At 34.6% G+C, this 7,013-nt stretch carries 9 protein-coding genes; 6 read left to right on the top strand and 3 right to left on the bottom strand.

From position 1 onward, the window contains the following. Window positions 1-39 precede the first annotated feature (39 nt). Window positions 40-627: an LOG family protein gene (locus GHT08_RS18630; RefSeq protein ID WP_163582912.1), complete on the bottom strand. Its 588-nt coding sequence runs from the start codon at window positions 625-627 to the stop codon at window positions 40-42. Between the two features lie 109 nt (window positions 628-736). Beyond that, window positions 737-1,198 (bottom strand): hypothetical protein, encoded by a 462-nt coding sequence (locus GHT08_RS18625; RefSeq protein ID WP_163582911.1) that lies wholly within the window; start codon window positions 1,196-1,198, stop codon window positions 737-739. Between the two features lie 297 nt (window positions 1,199-1,495). Here GHT08_RS18625 and GHT08_RS18620 point away from each other — a divergent pair, with 297 nt between their 5' ends. The 6 genes from GHT08_RS18620 to GHT08_RS18590 all read left to right on the top strand — a co-directional run bounded on the left by GHT08_RS18620 (window position 1,496) and on the right by GHT08_RS18590 (window position 5,620). Then, window positions 1,496-2,056 carry a sugar O-acetyltransferase gene (locus GHT08_RS18620; RefSeq protein WP_163582910.1) on the top strand — a complete coding sequence of 187 codons (561 nt, stop codon included), beginning with the start codon at window positions 1,496-1,498 and terminating at the stop codon, window positions 2,054-2,056. A gap of 188 nt (window positions 2,057-2,244) precedes the next feature. Beyond that, complete coding sequence (locus GHT08_RS18615) at window positions 2,245-2,706, top strand: hypothetical protein (protein ID WP_163582909.1); 462 nt, start codon at window positions 2,245-2,247, stop codon at window positions 2,704-2,706. An 18-nt stretch (window positions 2,707-2,724) separates the two neighbouring features. Next, entirely contained in the window at window positions 2,725-3,318 is a 594-nt protein-coding gene (locus tag GHT08_RS18610; RefSeq protein ID WP_163582908.1) for a TetR/AcrR family transcriptional regulator, read from the top strand. 338 nt (window positions 3,319-3,656) lie between these two features. Next, a complete protein-coding gene (locus tag GHT08_RS18600) occupies window positions 3,657-4,040 on the top strand; it encodes a GntR family transcriptional regulator (protein WP_163582907.1) in 384 nt (127 codons plus the stop codon). Next, window positions 4,030-4,902: an ATP-binding cassette domain-containing protein gene (locus GHT08_RS18595; protein WP_163582906.1), complete on the top strand. Its 873-nt coding sequence runs from the start codon at window positions 4,030-4,032 to the stop codon at window positions 4,900-4,902. Before GHT08_RS18600 ends, GHT08_RS18595 begins: the two co-directional genes overlap by 11 nt. Window position 4,903: 1 nt before the next feature. Further along, window positions 4,904-5,620 (top strand): hypothetical protein, encoded by a 717-nt coding sequence (locus GHT08_RS18590; RefSeq protein WP_163582905.1) that lies wholly within the window; start codon window positions 4,904-4,906, stop codon window positions 5,618-5,620. Between the two features lie 201 nt (window positions 5,621-5,821). Here the strand turns inward: GHT08_RS18590 and GHT08_RS18585 are convergent, their stop codons facing one another. After that, window positions 5,822-6,916 carry a C40 family peptidase gene (locus GHT08_RS18585; protein ID WP_163582904.1) on the bottom strand — a complete coding sequence of 365 codons (1,095 nt, stop codon included), beginning with the start codon at window positions 6,914-6,916 and terminating at the stop codon, window positions 5,822-5,824. Window positions 6,917-7,013: the final 97 nt, after the last annotated feature.

Below are 7,013 nucleotides of genomic sequence, written 5' to 3'. Positions count from 1 at the left end.
GGGAGACTTCTTTCTGAAGAACGTTAAAACTATTAACTATTATTTTTTCTCTGTTGGTTCCGCTCCCCATTTATGTATATAAGTTCCCTCATGTTTCAACATTCGATCGATTAATTTTTTAGATTCATTTTCTATTAAAATAAGTTCTTTATATGCTGGTTTCACAAATCCTTGCTCTATCATATGATCAAAAAGCGTCATAATTGGATCATAGTAATTATTGATGTTAAGCAATGCACATGGTTTCTTATGGTAACCAATCTGAGCCCATGTAAATACTTCAAACCATTCTTCTAACGTTCCTGTTCCACCTGGTAATGCAATAAATCCGTCCGCATAATCTGCCATCATCGCCTTTCGCTCATGCATCGTCTGCACCACATGTAGTTCAGTCAGTTTTTCATGGGCGATCTCCACATTTTTTAACTTTTCTGGAATGACACCGATCACATTACCACCATTTTCTAAGACACCATCGGCAACAGCTCCCATACAACCAACATTCGAACCGCCATATACCAGATCAATACCGTTCGCTACTAATAGTTGTCCTAACTTCTTTGCCTCTTCTACATAAATCGGGTCAGTCCCCGTACTGGATCCACAATAAACTGCTAATCTTTTCATTACTATTACCTCACTCATTCATTATTGATTACTTCATATATTACTATATTAATTTATATTCCTACTTATGCCTAATAGAGAAAGAGCAATTACAACATTCCACTTGAAATCAGAAAGTTATTTCAAGCATTTCTTTCATCTCCTCTAATATATCTTTATGTGTGTCCACCGTGACAAGCGGATGATCAGAATTGTCGACTTGATCATAGTTGAATAGAATCGTTCCATCCTCCAAAATCTGAAACCCGTAATCTTCTTTTTGAATATTTGTACTATCACCTTCAAAAAAGCCAAACATATAGTAACTATCATGATTTTCTAGTATACTGATTAGCTCATCATTATCAATTTTTTCTGCTTCTAGTCCTTCCACCTTCGATAACACTTGTTTGATCTTCTCCGAATCTTCTATCATCTTCGCTAGTTTATCTGAAGTAAAATTATTTTCCACCTTCTGCACAAATAATGTATCGGCAAAATCCTTATTCTCTATTTGAACCGTTTTTTCCTCAGTAGCACAAGCACATAATAGACCAAAAAGAATGACTAGTATAAAAGATACCTTCTTCAATGTTGAATTGCTCCTTCCATCAATATATACAAATAAGACATTTTCTTGTCCTTATCTTTATTTTTCTATATTAAAGGAGACGATTTCACTACATATAAGGTTTCATTTATCCATATTAAATTAATGTTACAGTTTTATGTCTTTCACTTTTATATGTTTCCTAGTAGTCCTATCTTGATCTTAACACAAACTGCTCCTATGGAAAAAAAGGGGAACTTGGTACAATAGGTATACAACTATTTGTATGCAATCGATATTTGCAGAACTTTACTTAACTAAAGGAAGTGTATATCATCTATGAAAACCGAGAAAGAAAAAATGCTAGCAGGTGAAATGTATAATCCATCTGACCCGCAATTATGGAGTGAACGAGAGTATGCAAGAAAATTGGTGAGAGGATATAATCATACTACCGAACAGGAAGCAGAAAAACGAGAAAAACTATTACAAGAGTTACTAGGTTCTACTGGTGAAGGTGTGTTTTTGGAACCTAATATTCGCTTCGATTATGGATATAACACCTATGTTGGTAACCATTTTTTTGCTAATTTTGACTGTACGATTTTAGATGTTTGCGAAGTACGATTTGGTGATAATTGCATGTTAGGTCCTAATGTGCAAATCTATACAGCAACACATCCACTCCACCCTGATGAGCGTAACTCTGGCAAAGAATATGCAAAGCCAATAACAATTGGCAATAATGTATGGTTTGGTGGTGGTGCGATTGTTAATCCCGGTGTAACCATTGGTGATAATGTCGTGATTACATCCGGAGCGGTAGTCACCAAAGATATACCGAATAATGTAGTTGCAGGTGGTAATCCGGCAAAGATTATTAAACAAATACAAGTATAGCTGTAGCACATGAAAAAAACAGGGGGTTGTCCCCTGTTTTTTCATCTGATCGTAAAGAAAGTATAAAATCTGGTTGTTTCTAAATGGGCGCTTTTCTTATTCATTCTCTTGTAAAAAATATTTTATAATGATAAAATTTGATTGAATGACCAAAATAAATATTAATCATTCAAAAAAGGAGTGGTTTTATGAATAATATAGAAGTATATAAAAGTCTCCCTAGTTGGCTACAACGTCTACTGCCCTTTATAAGTATCGTGCTGTCGTTATTAGCTTTTTTCTATGTTTTCTATCGTTACACACAAGGAGATTTAGAATTTGTACATTGGCTGCGAATCATTATATTTTCTATCATTGGTACTGTGTTACTCTTTTCTGCTGTCACTTTCGTATTTAATAAAGAGGAAGCTTGGAAATTGTTCATTGGTGGGTTAACTTTAATCCCCGTACTCTTATTGCTCCAGCTTTTCTTAGTTATTTTACGAGTGATCCGAATAGTTCTGCAGTCCATTTTTCAAGGGAGTGTGCCCGAACCGATTAGAATGTTTATCGAGAACTATCCAAGTAAATTCGATATAATCATATTAGGTGTACTTTTTATTATTAGCGTTTTGTGGATAATCGAACAGCTAAAAAAGTCGAAAAAGTAATTTGCAGGAGGAGAGAGAATGGAAAAGCAACCGTCTTTTATTACACAAGCGAGAAGAGAGCAAATCATCAAAGCAACCATTGAAGCATTAGACGAAATTGGTTATAAAAAGATCAGTTTAGCTAAAATAGCCAAAAAAGCAAAGGTTAGTACAGGACTGATCTCCTATCATTTCTCTGATAAAGAAGATGTATTAAACCATACACTTGTCTATTTATTAACAACACAATATGACTTTATTAAAGAAAAAGTTGCAGAGAGCAAATCCGCATATGATCAACTCATTACTTTTATAGATGCCTCTTTGGCTTATCAAGGTACTCATCATGTTCACAATGTAGCATTAATTGAAATTATCTTTAATGCCCGCACACCAGACAATATACCTTACTACAAAGTTGCAGAGGATGAAGAAGATCCATTATATGTACTACTACAAAAAATATTACAATATGGTCAAGAAACGAAGGAATTCAGTACTTTTGGTACGAAGAATGTCTCTATCATCATTCAGGGTGCTATTGCCGAAAGCATGCTTATCAATCAAGAAGACTTTAACTTGGAGACATATAAAAATGAATTAATAGCCATGGTAACGAAGATGGTCAAATAAATTCATTGGTGAAGTTCAAGATATTGAGAAAAAGCCGGCAAAGAGTTTATCAGTATCAATCCGATGAAACGATTAGGTAAACCCGAGGAAGTGGGGTGGACAATTGTATAAGTATTAATTTTACGAAACGGCACTTTTTAAAGATGCCGTTTTTTAGTTACTTACACAATTTTGAAAATTAAACTCTGCAAAGCACCACTCTTCTCCTTCACAACCTCTTTCGCTTAATTTCCCACTCTTCGATAAAAACATCTACAGCCTATTGACTTTTACTCAATCTCCATTATACTTATATACATAACTATATAACCATTACACCAAAAAGGTGGTGAAAGCCATTGAATCAGTCTTTCAACGATAAGAAACCGATATTTATGCAGATAAAAGAAAAATTAGAGGATCAGATCGTTAATGACCAAATAAAAGAAAATGAGCAAATTCCTTCAACAACTAAAATGGTGCAATTTTATAAAGTCAATCATATCACCATATCTAAAGGTACTAGTTTATTAGTTGATGAAGGAATCATTTATAAGAAAAGAGGTGTCGGAATGTTTGTTGCACCCAGAGCAAAAGAAAAGTTAATTGAAAAACGACAAAAAACCTTTGAAGATGAATATATTATGCCAATGTTGCAGGAAGCTAAAAAATTGGGGTTAACAGAAAAATATATTATGCATTTAATTCAAAAAAAGAAAGGTAGTGGAGATGATGAGTATTGATGTATCTGTCGAAAATGTCTCGAAGGAATTTAGACAATTTATAGCCTTAAAAGACATATCTTTTAAACTTGAATTCGGCCACATATACGGATTAATTGGAAGAAACGGAGCTGGAAAAACAACTTTACTATCATTACTGGCTTCTTTAATGGAACCTTCTTCAGGTCACATTAAAATTGGCGGGGAAACTCCGTTTGAAAATAGAAGTGTCATGCCGTATGTAAGTTTTATTGTAGAGGTTGATTATAATGATGAATATGAACCTATAACAAGTTATTTTGACTTCGCAAAGGAATATCGACCAAACTTTGATATAGAATATGCAAAAGAGTTAGCAAGACGCTTTAAACTTCCCTTAGATAAACCGATTAGAAGTTTATCCAGTGGTATGCAATCAGCTTTAAACGTTACACTCGGACTCGCTCACCGTAATCCTGTCACCATATTTGATGAAGCGTATGTATCCATGGATGCACCTACTCGTGAAATATTTTATCAGGAAGTCATTGAGGAACAACAACGTCATCCAAGAATTATGATTTTATCGACTCATCTAGTATCTGAAATGGATTATTTATTTGATCATGTCTTAATACTTGACCACGGCAGGCTCATTATGGATGAATCATTCGAAGAAGTTATCAGTCAAGGTGTATCCGTTATAGGGGAAAAAGAGAAGGTCGATTCATTTGTTAACAATAGAAAGATATTAAGTACACAATCACTTGGTAATACAAAATCTGTTATGTTATATGGAAACTTAAGTGATACTGATACGGTTGAAGCGGAAAAGCTTGGCCTCGAAATCGGACCAGTCTCATTGCAAGATTTGTTTATACATCTAACGAAGGAGGGCGAATAAGTTGAATACACCAAATAATACGATATTTAAAGTGACAAAAGATTTGTTTCTTATCCAAATGAAATGGACAGTCTGGTATATGCTAGTCGTCTTAGCTATATTTCTTATCATCCCTTTATTTAGAGAGGAAATAGACCTTAACTTCTTGTCCACCATGTATTCATCCACTAAAATTTATATGTTGGTGATTGGGATCATCTCTTCTTTAGCCTTTTTTGCTCATTACGTGCAGAACGGTATTACCCGTAAAGACTACTTCAGTGGATCAGCTATTGCAGCTGCAGGGTTAGCTGTTTCCATCATGTTCATCGCAAGTATTATAAATGGCATGCTGTATATATTCAACCCGTTAGAAAATTATTTACCTGACAATGTTAATATTGGGTTCTTAGATATGACATCTACATGGTTTATTCCTGTACTTGTCTTTAGCCTAAATATTTTTGGTTTTTATCTCGCTGGATGGCTAATTATCGCAGGATATCAACGTTATGGTGGATGGGGGTGTGTCGCCTTTATCCTAGTCTCATTACTATCCGTCTCGTTAATGGATTTGTTATGGGAAGGCGATATAAGCTATCCATTAATAAATCTACTCAGCACTCCTACACCTAATTTACCCATTGCTGTATCATTAATTTGCACAATCATTCTAGTTGCTACAGTATTATTATTAATTCGACACTTAACCAAAAGGGTTGCCATACAGCCAAAATAAATGGAAACTACGATCAGTCGGGGTTTTAACCTCACTGTTCATGAAAGAGAGGGTACATGTAGACGCTTAGCACCGTGAAAAATCAAAAAATGCAGGACAATCCTCAGTATAATGAGGGTCTTCCTGCATTTTCGCTATTTATCACTATTCTATATGTCAATCGATAACATGATTCAGTCAACTAAAGCTCTTGCTTATAGCTTAATAAAATCGTTTAAAGCTAGAGAAATGCTTCTTCCAATAGGAATTATCTAAACTAGTAATAGTTACCCCAGTAGAAGAGCCTGCATGAATAAACTTGTTATCTCCTAAATAGATCCCCATATGAGAAATACCAGATTTATAGGTTCCTTCGAAAAATACTAAGTCTCCTACTTTAGGATTGTCTACATAATAGGAACGATCATAGTAGCCAGAACTGGAAAGGCGACGAATATCCATACCAGCTTCTTTATAAACATAATATATGTACCCACTACAATCAAATCCACTTGGTGTTGCTCCACCCCATGCATAACCAGTGCCTTCCAAACTTGTCGCAGCTTCAATAAGCTTATCCACATTGTATTCTACATCAACTGTTGACTTGTCACTAGAACTACTATTCTGTGAAGAAGAGTTACTACTTTTGGCTTCTCCGATGTTTAATTTTTGTCCGATATAGATTCTATCTGAACTTAGATTATTCCACTTCTTCAAATTGGCAACCGTCACACTATACTTTGCCCCAATATGAGAGAGAGTGTCACCAGATTTTACAACGTACACTGTAGCAGACCCTACACTTTGTTCTTTAGGTTTCGTCTTAGAAGTGGAATTATTATTATTCTTAGAGTTGCTACTTGATTTAGATGGTTCTGAAACAACAAAAACATTTCCAGGGTAAATTAATGTAGTATCTAAATCATTCCATTTCATTAGATCATTAAGTGAAATATTATGTTTGGATGCAATCGCACTTAGCGTATCTCCACTTTTCACAGTATACTTCTTAGTAGAACTCGATTGTTCTGTTTGGCTACTCTGATTGTCTTTATTTTTTGTACTACTACTTGTATTACTACTGGAAGATTTTTTGTTAGTTTGTAGAACTTGATTCGGATAAATGACATCTGAAGTAAGCTTATTGATGTCGATTAATGATTGAACATTGGTATCATATTTTTGTGCTATCTTCCATAATGAATCCCCACTTTTGACTTTATAGGATGCAGCCTCCGCTTCATCTGCACCTACCATTGCTGCTGCAATCGCTGCACCTAAGGTAACCGACATAACCACTTTTTTATTTGCCAATTTCCATATCCTCCTATTTTCTATAAATTGTGGCGTTGAATTAAAATAAAGTTCGATTGAAACACACTTATTTTCATTTAATCGAAAAAGTATAGTG

Origin of the sequence: Gracilibacillus saliphilus, from assembly GCF_010994085.1 — a bacterium.
GTDB lineage: Bacteria > Bacillota > Bacilli > Bacillales > Amphibacillaceae > Gracilibacillus > Gracilibacillus lacisalsi.
Note: the sequence above shows the minus strand (reverse complement) of the source record. Positions and strands in the feature narration are given on the sequence as shown.